Annotated in this window: 19 protein-coding genes; 15 read left to right on the top strand and 4 right to left on the bottom strand. The window is 35.8% G+C overall.

From position 1 onward, the window contains the following. Window positions 1–14: 14 nt before the first annotated feature. The 6 genes from potD (at window position 15) to MHH42_RS06410 (ending at window position 6,310) form a co-directional block, all read left to right on the top strand. Complete coding sequence (potD, locus tag MHH42_RS06385; RefSeq protein ID WP_000772488.1) at window positions 15–1,064, top strand: spermidine/putrescine ABC transporter substrate-binding protein PotD; 1,050 nt, start codon at window positions 15–17, stop codon at window positions 1,062–1,064. 59 nt (window positions 1,065–1,123) lie between these two features. After that, window positions 1,124–1,771 (top strand): phosphatase PAP2 family protein, encoded by a 648-nt coding sequence (locus MHH42_RS06390; protein ID WP_000727808.1) that lies wholly within the window; start codon window positions 1,124–1,126, stop codon window positions 1,769–1,771. Between the two features lie 109 nt (window positions 1,772–1,880). Beyond that, window positions 1,881–4,073, top strand: a complete 2,193-nt coding sequence (locus MHH42_RS06395; RefSeq protein WP_000856447.1) for an MMPL family transporter — start codon at window positions 1,881–1,883, stop codon at window positions 4,071–4,073. Window positions 4,074–4,174: 101 nt separating this feature from the next. After that, window positions 4,175–4,591, top strand: a complete 417-nt coding sequence (locus MHH42_RS06400; protein ID WP_000490306.1) for a hypothetical protein — start codon at window positions 4,175–4,177, stop codon at window positions 4,589–4,591. Window positions 4,592–4,689: 98 nt separating this feature from the next. Further along, a complete protein-coding gene (locus tag MHH42_RS06405) occupies window positions 4,690–5,613 on the top strand; it encodes an RluA family pseudouridine synthase (RefSeq protein ID WP_000448340.1) in 924 nt (307 codons plus the stop codon). Window positions 5,614–5,704: 91 nt separating this feature from the next. Beyond that, window positions 5,705–6,310 (top strand): DUF1648 domain-containing protein, encoded by a 606-nt coding sequence (locus tag MHH42_RS06410; protein WP_000241828.1) that lies wholly within the window; start codon window positions 5,705–5,707, stop codon window positions 6,308–6,310. 39 nt (window positions 6,311–6,349) lie between these two features. Here the strand turns inward: MHH42_RS06410 and MHH42_RS06415 are convergent, their stop codons facing one another. The 4 genes from MHH42_RS06415 to MHH42_RS06430 form a co-directional block, all read right to left on the bottom strand. After that, window positions 6,350–7,171, bottom strand: coding sequence for a CAP domain-containing protein (locus MHH42_RS06415; RefSeq protein WP_000747570.1), 822 nt, complete (start codon window positions 7,169–7,171; stop codon window positions 6,350–6,352). A gap of 465 nt (window positions 7,172–7,636) precedes the next feature. Next, the gene (locus MHH42_RS06420) at window positions 7,637–8,965 is read right to left on the bottom strand and encodes a (Fe-S)-binding protein (RefSeq protein ID WP_016108048.1); all 1,329 of its coding nucleotides are present in this window, start codon (window positions 8,963–8,965) and stop codon (window positions 7,637–7,639) included. Continuing rightward, the gene (gene glcD, locus MHH42_RS06425; protein ID WP_000890749.1) at window positions 8,962–10,374 is read right to left on the bottom strand and encodes a glycolate oxidase subunit GlcD; all 1,413 of its coding nucleotides are present in this window, start codon (window positions 10,372–10,374) and stop codon (window positions 8,962–8,964) included. The genes MHH42_RS06420 and glcD overlap by 4 nt, the downstream gene beginning before the upstream one ends. Before the next feature lie 116 nt (window positions 10,375–10,490). Continuing rightward, entirely contained in the window at window positions 10,491–11,606 is a 1,116-nt protein-coding gene (locus MHH42_RS06430) for a CdaR family transcriptional regulator (RefSeq protein WP_000898653.1), read from the bottom strand. Window positions 11,607–11,742: 136 nt separating this feature from the next. Between MHH42_RS06430 and MHH42_RS06435 the strand changes: the two genes are divergently transcribed. The 9 genes from MHH42_RS06435 (at window position 11,743) to MHH42_RS06475 (ending at window position 19,901) form a co-directional block, all read left to right on the top strand. Continuing rightward, on the top strand, window positions 11,743–12,717 hold the full coding sequence (locus MHH42_RS06435) for a YncE family protein (protein ID WP_001234167.1): 975 nt from the start codon (window positions 11,743–11,745) through the stop codon (window positions 12,715–12,717). Further along, on the top strand, window positions 12,710–13,381 hold the full coding sequence (locus tag MHH42_RS06440) for a response regulator transcription factor (RefSeq protein ID WP_000521658.1): 672 nt from the start codon (window positions 12,710–12,712) through the stop codon (window positions 13,379–13,381). The genes MHH42_RS06435 and MHH42_RS06440 overlap by 8 nt, the downstream gene beginning before the upstream one ends. A gap of 3 nt (window positions 13,382–13,384) precedes the next feature. Next, the gene (locus MHH42_RS06445) at window positions 13,385–14,785 is read left to right on the top strand and encodes a sensor histidine kinase (protein WP_000494805.1); all 1,401 of its coding nucleotides are present in this window, start codon (window positions 13,385–13,387) and stop codon (window positions 14,783–14,785) included. Between the two features lie 229 nt (window positions 14,786–15,014). Next, a complete protein-coding gene (locus MHH42_RS06450) occupies window positions 15,015–15,704 on the top strand; it encodes a FadR/GntR family transcriptional regulator (protein ID WP_255253890.1) in 690 nt (229 codons plus the stop codon). 168 nt (window positions 15,705–15,872) lie between these two features. Beyond that, window positions 15,873–16,592 carry a (Fe-S)-binding protein gene (locus MHH42_RS06455; RefSeq protein ID WP_000869145.1) on the top strand — a complete coding sequence of 240 codons (720 nt, stop codon included), beginning with the start codon at window positions 15,873–15,875 and terminating at the stop codon, window positions 16,590–16,592. Between the two features lie 16 nt (window positions 16,593–16,608). Beyond that, on the top strand, window positions 16,609–18,030 hold the full coding sequence (locus tag MHH42_RS06460) for a LutB/LldF family L-lactate oxidation iron-sulfur protein (protein ID WP_000061931.1): 1,422 nt from the start codon (window positions 16,609–16,611) through the stop codon (window positions 18,028–18,030). Next, the gene (locus tag MHH42_RS06465) at window positions 18,030–18,740 is read left to right on the top strand and encodes a LutC/YkgG family protein (protein ID WP_000907756.1); all 711 of its coding nucleotides are present in this window, start codon (window positions 18,030–18,032) and stop codon (window positions 18,738–18,740) included. Before MHH42_RS06460 ends, MHH42_RS06465 begins: the two co-directional genes overlap by 1 nt. An 86-nt stretch (window positions 18,741–18,826) precedes the next feature. After that, window positions 18,827–19,576: a prepilin peptidase gene (locus tag MHH42_RS06470; protein WP_002038259.1), complete on the top strand. Its 750-nt coding sequence runs from the start codon at window positions 18,827–18,829 to the stop codon at window positions 19,574–19,576. 13 nt (window positions 19,577–19,589) lie between these two features. Continuing rightward, the gene (locus tag MHH42_RS06475) at window positions 19,590–19,901 is read left to right on the top strand and encodes a cyclic-phosphate processing receiver domain-containing protein (protein WP_001028942.1); all 312 of its coding nucleotides are present in this window, start codon (window positions 19,590–19,592) and stop codon (window positions 19,899–19,901) included. Window positions 19,902–19,914 lie beyond the last annotated feature (13 nt).

Consider the following 19,914-nt stretch of genomic DNA (forward strand, 5'->3'; position numbering starts at 1 on the left):
AGGGGGTAAAACCGATGAAATTAATGAAAAGAATAGCTGGCGCAGCAATTAGTTTTAGCCTTGTTGCTGGTGTACTTGCCGGTTGTGGTGAAAAGAAAGAAGAGTTAAACATTTATAGCTGGGCTGACAATTTTGATGAGCAAGTGCTAAGAGATTTTGAAAAGAAATATAACGTAAAAATTAACTATGATAAGTATGCAAGTAACGAAGAAATGCTTGCGAAATTACAAGCTGGTGGCGCAAAGTATGACTTAATTCAGCCGTCTGATTACATGGTTAAGACAATGGCGAAAATGGATTTATTAGCGCCGTTAGATAAGAAGAATATCCCGAACATCGAAAATATGATTTCTAATTTCAAAACGCCAGCATTTGACCCAGAGAATAAATATTCTTTAGTATACACTTGGGGCGTAACAGGGATTGCATACAATAAAAAGTATGTGAAAGAAGCACCTACAAGCTGGGCTGACTTATGGAACGAGAAATATAAAGGACATGTAACATTACTAAATGATTCTCGTGAAGTATTAGGAATGGGTCTTAAGAAGCATGGATTCTCAAACAGCACGAAAGACGATGCAGAGTTAAAGACAGCAGCTACTGATTTACAGAAGCTACTTCCAAATTTATTAGCATTTGATACAGATAACATTAAACAAAAGTTCATTACAGAAGATGCTTGGATCGGAACAGTTTGGTCTGGAGATGCAGCATTTATCGCAAAAGATAATAAAGATGTAGAGTACGTTGTACCAAAAGAAGGCGGCACAATTTGGGCCGACACGTTAGCAATTCCAAAAGGTGCAAAAAACAAAGAGCTTGCAGAGAAGTTTATGAACTATTTATTAGATGAGAAAGTAAGTGTGAAAAACTACGAGTCAATTGGGTACAGTAATCCAAATGAAAAAGCTCACCCTCTTCATAGTAAAGAATATCGTGAGAACCATATGATCTTCTTAACGAAAGAAGAATTAGATCGCACAGAATGGCTTGTTGATGTAGACGATAAGTTAAAAGACTATGATCGTTACTGGACAGAATTAAAAACAAAAGGTAAATAAGTAAGGAAATGCGGTTTCTAAAGTAGAAATCGCATTTTTTCATAGTAGGAGGAAATCGTTTGAAGAAGAAGTTACATCAGTATGAGGTAATGTGTGTTATTTTATTACTTACGGTATTTAGTATTATTGCTTGGCGCGTACATGCAGGTGGCGTTACAGTGATGGATACATATGTCCGCGGATTAGTAAAGGGGTTACAAACGGAGAGCTCACTTACTTTTTTCTCATACTTTACAAAGTTAGGATCAGCAATTGGAATTGTAACTATACTTATTATAAGTTTGCTTGTTTTTTGGCAGAAACGTTATTATGCTGCAATGATCGTGTATCCAATGGGGGTTTTGATCACACATCTCGTTAATAAAGGAATAAAAGAAATTGTGAAAAGGGAGCGTCCGTCGTTAAATGAAGCATTAGATGCACTTGGGTATAGCTTCCCTAGTGGGCATGCAATGTTATCTATTATGACATTCGGTTTTCTTACTTATATCATTGCGGCAAATTTGAAGAGTGTAACTGGGAAATATGTTATAACCATTTTGATGGGTATATTAATTGTATCGATTGGATTAAGTAGAGTTATTTTAAATGTACATTATCCAACTGATATTTTAGCAGGTTATTGCGTAGGTGGTATTTTGTTAATTATCGCGATTTATTATCATCGTTTACTTACTAAGAGGCTTCAGCTCAATAAAGAGAGATAAAAAACGTCTGGAAAAACTATCATTATAGTGTTTCCAGACGTTTTTTGTTTGTATGAAGATGTGATACAGTATAAGTGATAATTGAATTATTTAAAGTAGGTGAAAATGTGTGAAGACAAATGTACATAAAGTGGATAAGTGGGGGAAGTTAGGAACTTTCTTGTATCAGTTTCGTTATACAGTAATTGTAGCGCTACTATTGCTTGCGATAGCACTCGGTATTTTTGCTCCAAAGCTACCGGGAGTATTAGGTGGTGATGGTTTTCAAACGGAAGGGGACTATCAAAAGACGAAAGAAATTTTAGATAAAGATTTTAAGAGGTCTCAAGATACGCTCCTACTCGTTTTTGAAAGGAATAAGGATGCTTCACATGAGGATTTTAAAAAGCAAATAGAGAGCATTGTAAAGAAGGTTGAAGAGAACGAGAAATATGAATCTTTCCATCATCCAGTGCAAAATAAAGAAATGTTACAAGATAATATCGGTTATGCGACAATATTATTTTCCGGGAAAACAACTAAAGAACGTATGGAAAAGACATTACAGTTCGCTGATACTATTGAGAAGGAAAGTAATACAGCATTAAAAGTAACACCTACAGGATTTCCAAAAATTAATCAAGAGATTAATGAAAGAACACAAAATGATTTAAAAGTAGCAGAGATGATTGGTTTACCAATTGCATTTCTCGTATTACTATTTTCATTTGGTAGCCTTTTGGCATCTATTTTACCGATTGTAAATGGCGCGCTTAGTGTCATTAGTACGATGGGGATTTTATATTTTATAGGTAGCGACAAAGAGTTATCTATTTTCGTATTAAATGTTGCACCGATGATTGGACTTGCACTATCCATTGATTTTGCACTGTTATTTGTGAATCGTTTTCGAGAGGAAGTTGCGAAGAGAACGGTGAAAGAAGCGATAGCGATTACGTATCAAACGGCAGGACGTGCGATCGTATTTTCAGGATTATGCGTATTCGTTGGTTTATCAGGCTTATTTTTCTTTAAAATTGATTATATTCAGTCTGTTGCCATAAGCGGGATGATTGTTGTGATTATGAGTATTTTATTCTCACTTACACTTCTTCCAGCACTATTATCTTTAATTGGAAAACGAATATTAAAAAAGAATCAAGTAGCACATACACCGGCAAAGGCATGGCGTAAATTTGCACAATTTGTAATGAAACATCCAATCATAATGATTATTGCTGTTACAACATTTATTGTTATTTGTTTATTACCGCTACGTACAGCTAATTTGCAGTTTCCTGGTGTTGAAGCGTTACCTGAAAAGAGTGACACTAGAGTTGCTTATGAGAAATATGAAGAAGCATTTAATAAAACGGTCCAAACACATGCTGATGTTACATTAGTAGTAGAGACGAAAAAAAATATAAAAGAAAAAGAGAGTTTACAAAAGATAGAAGAAGTTGTTCAAAAGTTAAAAGATGATGAGAAAGTATATGAGGTAAGAAGTTTATACGATGGGTTAACCGGAATGAAAGCAGATCAAGTTGCTGGTATATTGCAGTCGCCAGAAGCGGCAAAAATAGCTCCTGTATTTGAAGCGTACTCAAAAGGAAATAAGACAATAATAGAAGTCTTTTTGGATACGAAGCCTCGTACAGAAACTGCGAAACAGTGGGTTCGTGATTTCAAAAGTAATTATAAAGAAAATGATGTTACGTACTACCTAGGCGGAATGACGACGTTCCAAAAAGAGTTAGAAGATGAAATTAAAGATAAAGTTGCAATTGGTATGTCAGTTATATTCGGATCAACCTTTGTCATTTTATTATTCGCATTCCGTTCTATACTCATTCCAATTAAGGCAATTATTATGAACGTACTTAGTTTAAGTGCAACAATTGGAATTGTCGTTTGGTTATTTGAGGGTGGTCATTTTGGTTTAGAAGCGAGTCCTGTTTTATTTGTATTACCAATCTTCATTTTCGGCCTTGTATTTGGGCTTAGCATGGATTATGAAGTATTTCTTATTTCACGTATTCATGAGCTTTATGAAGAAACAGGAGATAATGATCAAGCAACGTTAGAAGGGCTCGTTTCAACGAGTAGAATTATAACGTCAGCTGCTTTAATTATGATCGTTGTAACGGGTGCGTTCGCATTTACTGATATTTTACCAGTAAAGCAAATGGGTCTTGGGGTGGCATTAGCGATATTCCTTGATGCAACCGTTATTCGTCTTATGCTTGTACCAAGCTTAATGAAGTTGTTTGGAGACTGGAATTGGTGGCTGCCATTTCGGAAAAAACGAGAAAAATCATCATAAAAAATACTCATCTTATAGATGAGTATTTTTTTATGAATAGCAAGGCCTACATTTTGCAAATAGTATGTGATAAGAACATTACATATAAGTAGGTGAAGGCAATGTTTCGTTATTTCAAATTTAAGCTAAATGATACAGTACAATTTTCAGAAAACGATGGGCATATGTATCGCATTGTCGGTTATCGATTAGAAAAAGGATTTTATCCAAAAGATGAATGGACTCATATCATTTATGAACTGCTTAGAGAGTTTGATGGATATACGATGGACGCAGAAGAGGAGGAACTTGTAAAGGTTATTCAAGTAGAGGATGAGTATTACAAAATACAAGAGCTATCGGGCTATCGGTATCCAGTAAAAATGAAGCAAAAGCAGCAAGTTATGAAAGGAGAGAAAATAGACGACTTATTAGATACATACAACGACTATAAACGATTGGCGGATTTCTTCAAAGATTTATCGTATGAGCAAAAAGCTGAAGAAGTATTGCAGGAAATGAAAAGGCTTAGAGCGTGAGGGGCAGTCGATTATAAGGCTGTCCTCTATTTTTGACGATGCATCAAAGCGTGTTTTCCGTTACAATGAGAGAATCAATAGAAATAAGGTGATATAGTATGGAAACAAAGAAGAAGGGCGAATGGTGCGAAATTACTGTACCGGCTAAATGGAATGGTATAAGTATCGAATCGTTATTAAAAGTAGAATGGGAACTACCGAAAAAGTTATTACATCAGCTTCGTATGGAAAAAGGTGTTACTGTTAACGGTGAACAGAGAAGATGGAATGAGCTTTTAAAAGAGGGCGATAAATTCCAAGTTCACATGTTTATGGAGGAAGAGTACGGTGTAGAGCCAGAATATGGTGAGTTACATGTAGTATATGAAGATGATCACGTACTTATCGTAAATAAACCAGAGAAAATGGACACACACCCTGCCGAAAAAGGTGGAACGGGAACACTTGCAAACCTTGTTGCTTTTCATTTTCAAATGCAAGGTTTAGAGACGAAGGTTCGCCATATTCATCGTTTAGATAAAGATACGACAGGTGGTGTCGTGTTTGCTAAACATAGAATTGCTGGCGCGATTATGGATCGTTTATTAATGGAACGAAAAATAAAAAGAACGTATGCTGCGCTTGTTGAAGGGAAAGTGAAAAAGAAGAAGGGTACAATTGACGCTGCTATTGGAAGGGATCGACATCATGCTACGAGACGTCGTGTTTCCCCAAAGGGTGATGAAGCTATTACATACTATAAAGTAGAAAAGTATTTTAAAAAGCACAATACAACCTTTGTAACCTTACAATTAGAAACAGGTAGAACGCATCAAATTCGTGTGCATATGAGCCATAATGGTAATCCGCTAGTTGGGGATGTGTTATATGGTGGACAAACAACATATATGTCAGGGCAAGCGTTACATGCAATGAAAATTAATTTCTTGCATCCAATTACGAAAGAAGAGATCGAAATTGATGTACCGTTTCCTACAAAATTAAACAATATAATGAAAGAATTTCAAAGGGAAAATGTGTAAAGTGTAAGTTTTAATTTGAGAAAAGTAAATTTTTGCAGGAATTTCTCTAAAAGAAGCGAAGCCGTAAAGAGAAAAGAGAGGTGAGAATTACTTGGTCAAATATAAATATATACTAGGAATATTTTTCGCTTGTCTTTTATTTACCCTATGCATTTATCCATATTTACCAGAACGTTTGGCAGTACATTGGAACGAAAATGGTGGGCCGAACGAATTTATGAGTAAACAAGTTGTTGTTGCATTTATTCCGGTTCTTATTATTTTTTTACATGGATTTGTGTATATTATTTCACATAATATATATAAGTTTAATGGAGGAGAGCATTTCATTATAGGCGGATTTATAAAGACGATTACTTTATTTATGTTGTTTATTCATATGCTTATTCTCGTTATTAATTTTGGAAGTTTTATATCCTTTCAGACAGGATTAACGATCGGGATTAGTATGTTTCTTTTTATGCTTAGCAAAGATTTTAAAAAGATAAAGGGTAAAGAAAAAGATCCAATTAAATTACAAAAAATTCGTTTAGTGAGTAGACGAATTTTTCAAGTGATGGCATGTGGTATACTGTTTTCCTTGTTTTTGAACTTGAAGTGGGGATTTTATGTATTGCTTAGCGTAATAAGTTGCGGATCTATTTTGTTTATGTCCTACATTTTATATTCATACATAATAGAAAGTTACGAAACTTAAAAAGAGTCTTCTCATTATGAGAAGACTCTTTTTATCTATTTACTTCGTAATAAATTGTTGTGTCCAGTAGTTACCGCTTTCTACATAACCAACACCGATGTGAGTGAAGCCGTTATTTAAGATGTTTGCACGGTGTCCAGCACTGTTCATCCAAGCTTGTACTACCTCTTCAGGTGTACGTTGGCCTTGAGCGATGTTTTCACCTGCAGATGTATAAGAAATACCAAATTTCTTCATCATGTCAAACGGAGACCCGTATGTAGGGCTGTTATGATCAAAGTAGTTATTTTTTTGCATATCTTCAGATTTAACACGCGCTACTTTGCTTAATTCAGTATCGATTTTTAGTGCTGGTAAGCCTTGTTTTGTACGCTCAGCGTTTGTTAATTCAACAACACGTTGTTCGAACTCGCTTAAAGATTTTGCTTCTTCAGCAGGCTTTTGCTCAGCTGGTTTTTGTTCTGTAGGTTTTTGCGTATTATTGTTTTCAGCAGGCTTTTGAGCTTCTGGCTTTTGTTCAGCAGGCTTTTGCTCAGCTGGTTTTTGTTCAACAGGCTTTTGAGTTTCTGGCTTAGCTGTTGGTTGCTCAGTTACAACATTTTCAGTAGGTTGTTGACCAGGAACGAAGCAATTTGGTTGGAAGTTTCCTTGTTGCCATTGTGCTAATGATTCAACTCCCATAGATTGTAAGAATGCTTGTAACTCTTGTTGGTTCATTTGCTTCATCATCACTTTTGAATGCTGAATATTTTGAACCTTTATGTTAGATGGTTGTACTGTTGCAGCTTGTGCATCTAAAGAAGATACTCCTAAAGTAAGAGCTGTTGCAGCAGCTACAGATAATAAAACACGCTTTTTCATGATGTGTGTCCCCCTATATAAAGTTTTAATTTGTTTTCACACGATTTGTTTTTGACAGCCTGTCTGACTGACAAATCCATCGTAGCATACAATTTACGAGAAAAAAGATGGAAAAAAATTCATAGACTTAAAATTTACCTAATTTATCCTAAGGAGAGAAAAGGAGAGAAATAAGAGAAACGTAGAGTGTAAAAGGAATTTTCAGCATTTTTATACTTCGTTTTAATAGGAGGTTTTTGGATAAATGTACCTATATTGAAAATGAAGAATCCTATTGTATCAATGGTTTGAACGTTTTTTTAAGGAATATACTGGATTGTTTTTTACAAAACTGTAATGTTTCTGTTGTTCTTTTTTATAATAAAGTAACATATTTTTAATGTTGTAGCAGACAAAAAAGCGGCTATCTCTTTACATAGACGAAGGAGATAGCCGTTTTCCTATTATTACGTATGTTACGAGTTATTACGAGTTAGTTTCAATTGCTTCTAATAATAAATCTACAATGTGAATTCCTCTCATTTTATGAGAAAGACCTTCACGTTCAATACCTAGTTTCATTTGTAATAGGCACCCTGGATTTGCAGTGACAATTGTTGCTGCATCTGTTTCATGTACACGGTCCATTTTATAATCTAGAAATTCCATTGATAATTCTGAGTGTACAATGTTGTATATACCAGCCGAACCACAGCAGCGATCCGCATCTTTCATTTCACGGTATGTTGCGCCTTGAATGGCTTCTAGTAGCATACGAGGTTCAGAAGATGTTCGCATAACGTTACGTAAATGGCAAGAATCTTGATACGTAATAATTTGCGGCGTGAGTCGTAAGTCAGTTCGTTTATGGAAATCTAGTTCTACTAGAATAGCGGTAATATCTTTAATTTTAGAAACAAACTGCTTTGCACGTTCAGCCCATTCTGGATCATCTTTTAGAAGATAATCATAGTCTACGAGGTAAGCCCCGCAACCACCTGCATTCGTAATAATATAGTCGATGTTTAAGTCTTCGAATGCTTTTATATTTCGTTTCGCTAATTCTTTTGCTCCACTCTTTTCACCAGCATGTCCATGTAATGCACCGCAGCAACTTTGTGTTTGCGGGATAACGATATCACAACCGGCTAATTGAAGAAGTTTCATCGTTGCGTTATTTGTTTCTAAAAACATCGTATCCATTAAACAGCCTGTGAAGAATGCAACTTGTTTTTTCTTTGTACTTTCAGCAGATAAAAATGTAGGACGATCTTTCATTGCTTTCATTTTAGGGACTTTTGGTAAAACGAGATCCATCGTTGCAAGTGTTTCAGGGAATAACTTCATAATACCTGTTTTATGAGTTAACATTTGTAAGCCGGAACGTTGGTAAAATCCGATAAGTCCAGTTAAAGTTCTCATTCGATTTTGATGTGGGAATAATCCTTCAAAAACGATTTTACGAACGGCTTTCACTGGCATAGAGAATTTTTTATTTTGATTAATAATATCACGGGCTTCTTCTAATAAATGTCCATAATTCACACCAGATGGACAAACAGGTTCACAAGCACGACAGCCAAGGCAAACGTTTAAAGTATTTTCAACATCTTCATCTGGCTCGATTAAACCATCAACGACAGCTTTCATTAATGCGATACGTCCGCGCGGCGAATGTGATTCTTTATACCCAGATTGAATGTAAGTAGGGCAAGTAGGTAAGCAGAACCCGCAGCGCATACAGTTTAGTAGCTCATCTTCACTTAATCGTTCTTTAAATTCCTTTTGAATGTTTTCTTTATTTAATGTTGTCATCGCTCAACCACCACTCTTTTACGAGTGTCTTTCGCGAACATCTTTCCAGGATTCATAATGTTATTTGGATCGAAGGCTTGTTTAATCCCTTGCATAGCGGCAATACCTTCTTTACCTAATTTCATTTCTAAATAGGGAGCTTTCATCGCACCAACACCATGTTCACCAGTAATCGTACCACCAAGCTCAATTGCTTTCGCAAATATTTCAGCAAAAGCTTGTTCAGCACGGTGCATTTCTTCTTCATTACGGGCATCTGTCATACAAGTTGGATGTAGGTTTCCATCACCAGCGTGTCCAAACGTACAAATAGGAATATTAAATTTTTTTGCGATGGCATTAATAGCTTCAACCATCGGAGCAATTTGTGAACGAGGTACTGTTGCATCTTCTAATATTGTCGTCGGTTTTAATCTTGCAAGTGCTGATAGTGCGCTACGGCGTGCTGTACGAAGTGCATCTGCTTCCGCTTCATCTTTTGCAACGCGAACATCAACTGCATTCATAGAGTGGCAAACGTTAGCCATTTTTTCAATATCTCGATCGACCACTTCGGGTGGACCATCTTGTTCAATTAATAAAATTGCTTTTACGTCAGTTGGTAAACCGATTTGTGCAAACTCTTCTACAACTTCAATTGTCGGTTGGTCTAAAAACTCAAGTGTCGCTGGAATAATTTTATTTGCAATAATAGAAGAAACAGCACGTGCAGCTTCATTAATATCTTCGTAGAGTGCCAGCATTGTTTTCTTCGTTTCAGGCATAGGAACAAGTTTTAATATCGCTTCTGTTACTACTCCAAGTGTTCCTTCAGAACCGATAAATAGACGAGTTAAATCGTAACCAGCAACATCTTTTGCTAATTTACCACCAGTACGAATGATATCACCATTTGGTAAGACAAGTTCAAGACCCATTACATAATCACGTGTTACACCATATTTTAACCCACGTAATCCGCCTGAGTTTTCATTAATATTACCGCCGATTGTAGAAATTTTCATCGAGCTTGGATCTGGCGGATAAAATAATCCCTTTTCTTCTACTGCTTTAATAATATCAAGTGTAATGACACCAGCTTGTACGGTAATTGTTAAATTTTCTTCATCAATCTCTAAAATATTGTTCATATGGCGGAAAATAAGGACGATACCGCCTTCTAGTGGACAAGTTCCTGCACAAAGGTTTGTTCCAGAACCACGAACATACACAGGGATTTTGTGAGAGTTACATACTTTTAACACTTCAGCTACTTCATTTGTATTACGAGGAGCAATGACTGCATCAGGCATTGCTTGGAAGTTTGGAGTGGCATCATAACTATAAGTTAAGCGCCCCATATTGGATGTATCTACATTATCTTCGCCAACAATGGATACGAATGAATGAATAATTTGCTTTTCTAACATTGGAAATCCCCCTCAAACTGTTAACGTGTTTAGTCATAATAAAAACGTTGTAACAGTGCTTTCATTATAATGATAAAAAAGTTGGAGGATTCTTTCTATGTATAATCATCTGAAGATTAATCTGTTTTATCGTTCTTTTTTGTATGATTATCTAATAAAAGGAGTGCGAAGTATAAAACATTTAAATCTTTGAATTGTTTCGGATCAAGTCCGGTATGTTCTTCAATTTTTTTTAGTCGGTAATGCAATGTATTAATGTGTATATGTAATTGCTCAGCTGTCTGTTTATAAGATTGGTTATAATCGATAAATAAACGTAAAGTGTGCATGAGCTCAGGAGATTGTACTAAGTTTTCAATGGTACGCTCTAGAAACTGTTCTCGCGTTTCGATAGAAATATCTTGTAAGCACATTTCTAAACGTAAATCTTCATTAAATACAATTTTTTTCGTTTCAAGTGACACAGAAAGCGCTCGTAGTGCTTGTTCATATGATATGTGCATCTTGCTTGGCGTAACGGTTTGCCCAATCCCGATATATAAAGGGATAGAAAATAAAGTTTCACAGTCATGTTTTAACCGTTTTAAAAATAGATAAGTTTGTTCTTTAGAGCTCATCGCTGAAAATAAAATAAATCGATCATTTCCCCAGCGAACAAATAGATGGTCTTTTGCTAATAGATTGCGAATATGTTGCCAAACTTTACGCTGGAGCATCGTATCATTTTGATCAATCGAAAACAAAATAAGTTGTTTCTTCTTATATAAATCAACGCCAAGTGTTTTTGCACGATCGAGAAAACTTGAAGACCAGTCTGTATTTTGAAGCCAATCAAAGACAAATGCTTCATAAGAACGGTGTTCAAGTTCTAATTGCTCTAAAAAGTAGTTTTCATGAATTAATAATTCGGTCATCTTCCGTAATATTTCTCCGTATTGTGAAATATTGTCGGGTTCTCCTGTAATTCCAATAACACCAATTACTTCGTCATGAAATAGTAAAGGAAGATTCATCCCGGCTTTTACACCTTGCAACCGTCGTTCATCTTCTTTTGTAATGATGACGGTTTTCTTTTGTTTCGCGCAGCGGAGTGCTCCCTCATGAAATTGACCGATTCTTTTTGCATCTGTACTGGCGATAATAACACCTTGTATATTAATGATAATAATATTTTCTGTAATTAGTCTGCGTACTTCCCGTACAATTTTATTCGCTAAATCAGGAAAAAGCATAATTTGCACACCTCAAATTCTATTTGTTGTACATTATATATGTAAGTTGAATAAGAAAGGAAGATTTCACACTTTCCACACATTTATTTGTTATTTTACAATTATAACGAAATCATTCGAAAATGGAGGGAATCTTTTGAGAAAGTATGTTTTTCTTCTCTGTTTTTTATTTCTATTAGTAGGGTGTCAAGGAAGTTCATATACACCAATTACTGAAGATAAAAGTATTATTATAACAACGAATATAAAAGAAGGCAGTATTAGTTTTATTGATAAAAAAACTAATAAATTAATTACGACATGGGAATTAAATGAACCGATGGCAGGAATTGCACTACTTCCAAACGGCGAGGACATACTTGTATATGGTAAGCAGTTAGAATACATGTATGTATATTCACTAGCAGAAGGAAGGCAAGTGGAAAAATATAAAACTGGAAAAGGCATTGTAAATGTGGTTGTATCAGAAGATAAAAAACAATTGTTTGCCGCCGATCAAAATGCACAAAAGGTAAGGTTCTTTACGATAGAAGGGAAAGAGACAGAAAGTGTTTCAACAGGAAAAGGACCGATAACCCTGGTAGAGTATCATAACCAGTTATCTGTACTAAACTTTTATGATACGAAGCTAACGACAATTGATACAAAGAAAAAAGAGGTTATACAATCCTTTATGATTCCACCAGCATCAACAGGAGCAACGATTAGTCCGGATGGAAAAGAGATATGGATTGGCGGACATGGTGATGGAAATCAAGTGAATGAGAAAGTATTAGTGTATTCTTTACAGAGCGGCGAAATGGTACGTTCTTTACACGCCCCGTTTATGCCTGTGAACATAACGAAAGATAATAAGTACGTATATGCATTAAGCCATGGTTCGAATACGCTTAGAAAATTTGATATTAGTACGTATAAAGAGGTAGCTTCCGTTGAAGTAGGCTCAAATCCATTTGCATTTTTGAAAAGCGGGGCAGAAGGATATGTAGCAAGTTATGATAGTGATGAAGTGTGCGTCATGGATATGAAGAGTATGAAAATAAAACAAACAATTAAAGTCGGAAAAGGACCATTTCAACTCATAGAGAGGGAAGGGAAGGACAATGGGTAAATATAGAGTGCTAGTTGTAGATGATGAAAGTGACATGAGGCAACTTGTCGGAATGTACTTAGATAACTTCGGATACGAGTGGGGAGAAGCTGAAAATGGAAAAGAGGCTCTAAAAAAATTAGAGTCAGATCATTATGATTTCGTTGTATTAGATATTATGATGCCAGAGATGGATGGACTGTCAGTTTGCAAAGAGATTCGAAAAACGTCAGATGTGCCAATTATATTTTTAACGGCAAAAGGTGAAGAGTGGAATAGGGTGAACGGTTTACGCATGGGAGCAGATGATTATATTGTAAAGCCGTTTAGTCCAGGTGAATTAATTGCTCGTATGGAAGCTGTACTAAGACGTTATACAAAGCAAGAACAGCAAGAGGAGATTCAATTTGGTCCCATTCTTATTAATGAAAAAAGTAGGAGGATTGAGGCAGATGGCGATCCGATTTCTCTTACAGTAAAGGAGTTTGATTTACTATATTTCCTTTGCCAACATACAGGACAAGTATTTAGCCGGGAACAATTGCTTGAAAAGGTGTGGGGGTATGATTATGCGGGAAGTACAAGAACAGTAGACACACATGTGAAAACGATGCGTTTGAAACTTGGAGAAAGTGGAAACTACATTCAAACTGTTTGGGGTGTAGGCTATAAATTTGAGGTGTAACGTATGTTTACGATGGTACAAAAGCTTTGGCTTACAGTAGTATGTGCAGTATGTGTAACAGTTTCCTTTCTTTATTTTGTATCTTTATACTCGTATGAAAAGTTATACGTTGATAATTTAAAAGACTCATTAGTAATGGAAGGAAAGCGTCTTGCAACGCAATATGATAAGAATGAAGGAATGTCAACTTTTGAAGAGAAAGTAAGAGCATTTGATCAAATATCTAGTTCAGACGTTCTTTTCGTTTCCAATCCTCGTGATCTAAGCGCATGTTTGCCTTTTGATGTGCATCATCATTCTCTTATAAGTGAAGGGGATAGACAAACACTACTAGATGGTAAAACGGTGACAAAGGTAGGATATGAAGAACATTTTGATCGGAATATTATGGGGGTTGTTATCCCTGTTTTAGATAATAAAAAGTTAGTTGGAATTGTATATTCTTATATTCCTTTAAAAAGTATAAAAGACTTAATATATGATATGGGTCTTATTTTAGCCCCGCTAGCAATTGCTATGATTTTAATTACGATATGGATTGGGAGAAAAATTATTATAGCGATTACGAAGCCGCTTTCGCAAATGGAGCGGGTTGCCAATCATTTCGCTACTGGAGATTTCTCGGAGCGGATTACCATTTCTTCAGAAGATGAAATTGGACGATTAGGAAAAGCATTTAATAAAATGGCGCATTCTTTAGAAACAGAAGATGTAAAGCGTAAGGAATTTTTGGCTAACGTTTCGCATGAACTTAGAACACCGCTTAGTTATATAAAAGGGTATAGTGAGGCTATCTTAGATGGTGTAGCAAAGGGACCGCAGCAAGAAAAAGTGACGCAGCTTATTCATAAAGAAGCGGATCGTATGCAGCGTCTCGTTCATGATTTATTAGATTTAGCGCAACTAGAAGGTGAACATTTTCCTCTAAAGAAGCAACCTATTGTGTTCTCGCAGCTTATTGAAGATGTGTTAGATACGTATGAACTAAAGTTTATAGAAAAAAAACTTCGTATTTCAACGAATTTAAATCCTGAAATTATCGTAATGATTGATGAAGATCGTATGCAACAAGTTCTTCATAACGTGTTAGATAATGCGATACGGTATACAAATCAAAACGGGAATATCATAATAACGCTAGAGCAAATAGACGATTACTGTGAGTTGAAAATAAAGGATACAGGAATAGGTATTGATGCAGAGCATTTAGAGAATCTTGGTGAGCGTTTTTACCGAGTTGATAAAGCGAGAAGTCGCCAACATGGTGGAACAGGTTTAGGGCTTGCGATTGTAAGGCAAATTGTTCATATACATGATGGTGAGTGGAAAATAGAAAGTGAAAAAGGTAAGGGAACAACAGTATTTATTAAGTTAAAAATACAAGATGAAGGAAGCATGTTCTAATGTAAAGGACATGCTTTTTCAATTGAATATAAATGAATATAGGAATAGATATAAATTAATAGCAAATAAATATTAAAAATTTGACTATTTTATGAACAAAACATTTGTACTTCTTACCAATTCGTTCTAAAATAGGTATGGATGCTAAGTTCTTATAAATCGTTTCAATTGTTGTTTGGAAGATACTGAGGTGATTTAACTGGAGTACAAATCTATTAAACCGAAAAAAATTTACGAAGAAGTATCTGAAGCTATTTTAACAATGATTAAAAATGGTACGTTAAAACCTGGTGACAAGCTACTTCCTGTGCATCAATTAGCTGAGCAGTTTCAAGTTGGCAGATCTGCTGTTCGTGAAGCGTTAAGTGCGCTAAGAGCGATGGGCTTAATTGAAATGAAGCAAGGAGAAGGCACATATGTGAAGAACTTTGATTCTTCTTCATTAACAAAATCATTAAACAATAGATTATTAATGAAGAAAGAAGATATTTTGAATTTATTAGAAGTGCGAAAGGTGCTTGAAGTGGGGGCAGTTCGAGCAGCAGCGGCAAAACGTACGGAAGATAATTTGCAAAATATGAAACATTGGTTAGATGAAATGGCAAAGAGCATTGGAGATGAAAAGGCTGGCGAAAAAGCAGATTTTCAGTTCCATATGGGAATTGCAGAGTCTTCGCATAATAGCATTTTGCTTGAACTCATGAATCATGTTTCAGAGATGATTGCTGAAACGATTGGTGAATCAAGACGCATTATTTTATATGGTGAACAAACGACATCAGAACGACTTATAGAAGAGCATCAAGTTATATATGATGCGGTTTTAAAACAAGATGTAGAATTAGCGCAGCAAGCAATGCTAGAGCATTTAACAAATGTAGAACATATTGTCACAGGTAGAAACGATATAAATTCGTAATTTAATCTTCAAAAAATCTAATTTTCTGATAAAATAGAGAAAGATTAAGTAAGCGTTTTCTTTAGAAAAGGGAGAGGATAGGCCATGGTTGAGCCTATTTCTTCTCTCTTAAGTCATCTGATGACCATATGTTTGTTGGCGAAGTTGTAAAGAGGGGGAGTAATAATTATGAAAGTTACTTTATTTGTTACTTGTTTAGTCGATATGTTTGAAACAAATGTCGGTAAAGCAACAGTTGAAGTATTGGAGCGTTTAGGTTGTGAAATTGAATTTCCGGAAGCACAAGTTTGTTGTGGTCAGCCTGCTTATAATAGCGGCCATGTAGAAGCAGCAAAAGAAGCGATGAAACATATGATTGAAACTTTCGAAGATGCAGAATATATCGTTACGCCATCTGGCTCTTGTGCGACAATGTTTCATGAGTATCCGCATGTTTTTAAAGATGACCCGAAATGGGCTAAACGTGCACAAAAGGTTGCTGATAAAACATATGAATTTACACAATTTATTGTAGATGTTTTAAAAGTGACAGATGTTGGTGCAAGTTTACCAGGAATAGCTACTATTCATAAGTCTTGTCATATGACACGCCTGCTTGGAGTAAAAGAGGCACCAGGAATTTTATTGTCTAATGTAAAAGGATTAACTGTGAGAGAACTGCCAAACGTGCAAAATTGTTGTGGGTTTGGGGGAACGTTTTCAGTTAAGATGACTCCGATTTCTGAGCAAATGGTAGATGAAAAAGTAGATAGTGTAATGGAAACAGGTGCTGATTATTTAATCGGTGCAGATTGTGGGTGTTTGTTAAACATTGGCGGACGTATTGAGCGTTTAGGAAAAGAAGTAAAAGTAATGCATATTGCTGAGGTACTGAATAGTCGCTCATGAAGGGGGAACATAAGCTATGTCTATGAAAATCAGTGAGAAAAAATTTAATGATCGCGTAGGCGATGGAATTCAAGATTCGTTTATGCGTGGAGCAGTATCTTCTGCACAAACGCGTTTATATACGAATCGATTAAAAGCAGCGGACGAATTGGGAAACTGGGAAGAGTGGCGTGAACTAGGTGAACAAATTCGTCAACATACGTTAGAAAATCTTGATTATTACTTAATGCAGTTAAGTGAAAATGTATCAAAAAGAGGCGGCCATGTGTACTTTGCGAAAACGAAAGAGGAAGCAGCAAAGTATATTCAAGACGTCGCGAAAAAGAAACAAGCGAAAAAAGTAGTGAAATCAAAGTCGATGGTAACAGAAGAAATTAGTATGAACCATGCGCTTGAAGAAATTGGTTGTGAAGTGTTAGAAAGTGACTTAGGAGAGTATATCTTGCAAGTAGATAACGATCCACCTTCACATATTATTGCGCCTGCACTTCATAAAAATAGAACGCAAATTCGCGATGTATTTAAAGAAAAACTTGGCTATGAAAATTCTGATGATCCATATGAGATGACAAAGTTTGTTCGTAAACAACTTCGTGAGAAATTTATGGATGCGGAAATTGGTGTGACGGGTTGTAACTTCGCTGTTGCAAATACGGGATCTCTTTGTTTAGTAACGAACGAAGGTAATGCGGATCTTGTTATGTCAATTCCGAAAACACAAATAGCAGTAATGGGTATGGAACGTATGGTTCCGACAATGGAAGAGTTAGATGTTTTAGTTGGTTTACTATGCCGTAGTGCGGTAGGTCAAAAGTTAACAAGTTATGTAACAGTAGCAGGACCAATTCAAGAAGAGGAAGTTGATGGACCTGAAGAGTTCCATTTAGTTGTTGTTGATAATGGTCGTTCTCAAATTCTTGGATCTGAATTCCGTTCAGTATTGCAATGTATTCGTTGCGCAGCTTGTGTAAATGTATGTCCTGTATATCGTCACGTTGGTGGACATTCATATGGATCGATTTACTCAGGACCAATCGGTGCGGTATTAACACCACTTTTAGGTGGGTATGATGATTACAAAGAGCTTCCTTATGCATCTAGTTTATGCGGAGCATGTACAGAGGCTTGTCCAGTAAAAATTCCATTACATGATTTATTATTAAAGCATCGCCAAGTAATCGTTGAACAAGAAGGACGTGCGCCACTTGCAGAAAAATTAGCGATGAAAATGTTTAGTATGGGTGCTTCTTCAGCTGCATTATACAAAATGGGCTCAAAAATGGCACCAGCAGCAATGAGTCCATTCACATCTGGTAACCGTGTATCAAAAGGTGTTGGACCACTTAAAAACTGGACGGATATTCGTGAATTCCCAGCGCCAAGTAAAGAAAGATTCCGTGATTGGTATAAAGATCATAAGAAAGGCGGGAATAAATAATGGCAGGATTAATTCAAAACCGTGATTCCTTTCTAGATAACATTGCAAAAGAACTTGGGCGTGCGCGTAAAAGAGAAGGTGTCGAGCGTCCAGTATGGAAAAGTAATGTGAATATAGAAACGTTAAAAGATTATTCACAAGAAGAATTACTAGAAGTATTTAAAAAGCAATGTACAAACATTCATACAACTGTAGTAGAAACGACAAATGACCGTTTGTATGAAGACCTTCAAAAAGTAATCATGGAAAACGGCGGGGGACCTATTTTATTATCAGCAGATGAACGCTTTGATGCATATGGTTTAACATCTTTATTTAAAGAAGAACTTCCAAAGCGAGATATTGAAGTAAACGTATGGGATCCAGAGAGAAAAGACGAAAATATGCGTATAGCTGAAAAAGCGAATATCGGTATTGCATTTAGTGATTATACATTAGCTGAATCTGGTACAATTGTTGTACAAAGTCATAAAGGGCAAGGACGTTCTTTACACTTTTTACCGACTGTATACTTTGCTATTATTCCACGTGAAACACTTGTGCCTCGTATTACGCAAGCAGTTCAGGATATGAACTCACGTGTAGAAAATGGCGAGACAGCGGCATCTTGTATTAACTTTATTACAGGACCTAGTAACTCTGCTGACATTGAAATGAATCTTGTTGTCGGAGTACACGGACCATTAAAAGCGGTATATTTCATCGTATAAAAGAGGGGAAAGCAGGCCAGAAAATGGCCTGCTTTTTTAGTAGAATAAAGGATAATATGAAGTAGAAGTTCTCTCCTTTTTTTGTTATGTTCTTTTGGAAAGGAGAGGAAGGGATGTTCACTTATATATATGCATTGTTAGTGGGTATGGTGTTTGGTTCTTTTTTTATGCTAATCGCAATAAGGGTTCCTTTAGGCGAGTCTATTATTACACCGCGTTCGCATTGTCATTATTGTAAGTATGTACTAAAGCCAAAAGAACTAATTCCAATCATTTCATTTTGTATACAAAGAGGGCGCTGTACGAATTGTAAGAGGGGAATTCCGATTCTGTACGTAGTATTTGAATTTGTAACCGGTACAATATTTTTTCTTACTGTATATATGATTGGAGTAGAACGAGAGCTTCTCATCATTTTATCGCTTTTTTCGTTACTTCTTATTATTTCCGTTACAGATTATATATATATGTTAATTCCTGATCGTATTTTAATTTCGTTTGCTTTTCTGCTTATTTTAGAATGTATTTTTGTACCGTTAGTTACGTGGATAGATAGTATAGTTGGTAGTGGGGTTATACTCTTTTTGTTATATTGTATGCAAAAGATATATCCAGAAGGGCTTGGTGGAGGGGATATAAAATTACTCTCGCTACTTGGATTTATAGTGGGATTGAAAGGGGTTTTTATTATTTTATTTTTAGCGTCTTATTGTAGTCTTTGTTTTTTCGGGATGGGTATTTTATTAAAGCGTATAGAAGCAAGTAAACCAATTCCATTTGGCCCTTTTATTAGTCTTGGAGCAATATGTTATGTATTAATTGTGTATTCAAAATAGAGGGGGATAGAGAATGAATATATATATGGATGATCAAAGAGGTTGTCCGTTTGGATATGTGCCCGCAACTACAGTAGAAACTGCCTTGCAATTTGTTAGGGAGAATGAGGTAAATATTATTTCTCTCGACTTTAATATGGGATGGCGGCAGAGTAATGGATTTGATTTCGTAAATATTTTTTGTAAAGAGGGATTATATGTTAAGGAAATCCACTTTCACACAAATGATGTCATTGGTATGGATAAGATGAAACAAAGAATAGAGGGTGGAAAAGAACAAGGAGAGATTGAAGCAAGTATTATTGTGAAATATGTGGGGAGCTAAAAACTCCAAAGTT

The sequence above is a fragment of the Bacillus sp. FSL L8-0099 genome (genome assembly GCF_038006385.1).
GTDB lineage: Bacteria > Bacillota > Bacilli > Bacillales > Bacillaceae_G > Bacillus_A > Bacillus_A toyonensis.